Annotated in this window: 2 protein-coding genes; one reads left to right on the top strand and one right to left on the bottom strand. The window is 71.1% G+C overall.

The window, feature by feature from the left end; all coding sequences use genetic code 11:
- Nucleotides 1-103 precede the first annotated feature (103 nt).
- The gene (lysX, locus tag ACTIR_RS0111870) at nucleotides 104-1,603 is read left to right on the top strand and encodes a bifunctional lysylphosphatidylglycerol synthetase/lysine--tRNA ligase LysX (protein WP_026454454.1); all 1,500 of its coding nucleotides are present in this window, start codon (nucleotides 104-106) and stop codon (nucleotides 1,601-1,603) included.
- Here lysX and ACTIR_RS22970 read toward each other — a convergent pair.
- Nucleotides 1,590-1,860: helix-turn-helix transcriptional regulator (locus tag ACTIR_RS22970; protein ID WP_034239532.1), on the bottom strand; the 271-nt coding region annotated here is incomplete at its 5' end. The two genes, lysX and ACTIR_RS22970, sit on opposite strands and share 14 nt — an antisense overlap.

The following is a 1,860-nucleotide window of genomic DNA, read 5'->3' on the forward strand; positions in this document are numbered from 1 at the left end:
CTCAGCGCCCACGTCGCGGACGCACGCCTGGTGTTCGGCGCACGCGGGCGGTGACCGGCGGCGGTGCCCGGCGGGCCGGAGCGGGGCCGATAGACTCGGGACCGTGAGTGACGCCCAGGACGAGTACCACGACGACCTGCCCGAACAGATGCGCATCCGGCGGGAGAAGCTGGAGCGGTTGCGCGAGGCGGGCGTCGAGCCCTATCCGGTCGGCTACCCCCGCACGACCACGATCGCGGCCGTGCGGGACGAGCACGGTGACCTGGAGGCCGACCGGCACACGGGGCAGCGGGTCGCCCTCACCGGCCGTGTCCTGCTCTCCCGCACCGGCGGCAAGCTGTGCTTCGCCACCATCCGGGACGCCTCCGGCGCGATCCAGATCATGCTCTCGCTCGACCGGGTCGGCGCCGAGGCGCTGCAGTCCTGGAAGGACGACGTCGACCTCGGCGACCACGTCGGCGTTACCGGGGAGGTCATCACCTCGAAGCGGGGCGAGCTGTCCGTGCTCGTCGACGAGTGGACGCTCACCTCGAAGTGCCTGCGCCCCCTGCCGGAGAAGCACAAGGGGCTGGCCGACCCCGAGGCGCGGGTCCGGCAGCGCTACGTCGACCTGATCGTCAACCCGGAGATGCGGCAGCTGGCACACCAGCGGGCGGGCCTGGTACAGGCCCTGCGCTCGGTGCTGTTGCGCCGCGAGTTCCTCGAGGTGGAGACCCCGATGCTGCACCCGGTGCACGGCGGGGCGACGGCACGGCCGTTCACCACCCACATCAACGCCTACGATCTCGACCTGTACCTGCGGATCGCCCCGGAGCTGTACCTCAAGCGGCTCGTCGTGGGCGGGATCGAGAACGTCTTCGAGATCAACCGCTCGTTCCGCAACGAGGGCGCCGACTCCACGCACAACCCCGAGTTCACGATGCTGGAGTGGTACTCGGCCTACGGCGACTACACCGACGGGATGGCGATCACCCAGGAGCTCGTGCGGGCCGCCGCGGAGGCGGTGTTCGGCGACACCGTCGTCCGCAGTCCCCGGCACGGCGAGGTGGACCTGGCCGGGGAATGGCCGCGGATCACCCTCTACGGTTCGGTGTCCGAGGCGCTGGGTACCGAGATCACCCCCCGCACCCCGGTCGAGGAGCTGCGCAAGCACGCCGACGCCGTCGACGTCTCCTGGGACGCGACCTGGGGCCCCGGCAAGCTCGTGGAGCACCTGTTCGAGGAACTGGTCGAGCACACGCTCGTGCGGCCGACCTTCGTGTGCGACTTCCCGGTGGAGACCTCGCCGCTGACCCGGCAGCACCGCGACGATCCGCTGCTGACGGAGAAGTGGGACCTCATCGGTTTCGGTATGGAGCTGGGCACCTGCTTCTCCGAGCTGATCGACCCGGTGGAACAGCGGCGCAGGCTCACCGAGCAGTCGCTGCTGGCCGCGGGCGGGGACCCGGAGGCGATGCAGATCGACGAGGACTTCCTGCGGGCCCTGGAGTACGGGATGCCCCCCACGGTCGGCGCGGGTCTGGGCGTGGACCGGTTGCTGATGGCCTTCACCGGCAAGGGCATCCGGGAAACCATCCTGTTCCCGATGGTCAAGCCGGTCTGAACCGGCCGGGCGGCACCCCGGTCCAGCGGGTGAACGCCCGCACGAAGCTGGAGGCGTCGCCGTAACCGAGGCGGCGGGCGATCTGCTCCACCGACAGCGCGCGGGTCGCCAACAGCTCCTCGGCCAGCGTCAACCGCACCTCGTCGACCAGGGCCCGGTAGCCGGTCCCCTCGTCGGCGAGCCGTCGGCGCAGCGTGCGGACGTTCATCGCCAGGTCCGCGGCGACGACGTCCATCCCGATCCGCAGCCCGTCGGCG

It is taken from the genome of Saccharomonospora iraqiensis subsp. iraqiensis, assembly GCF_000430445.1.
Taxonomy (GTDB): domain Bacteria; phylum Actinomycetota; class Actinomycetes; order Mycobacteriales; family Pseudonocardiaceae; genus Saccharomonospora; species Saccharomonospora iraqiensis.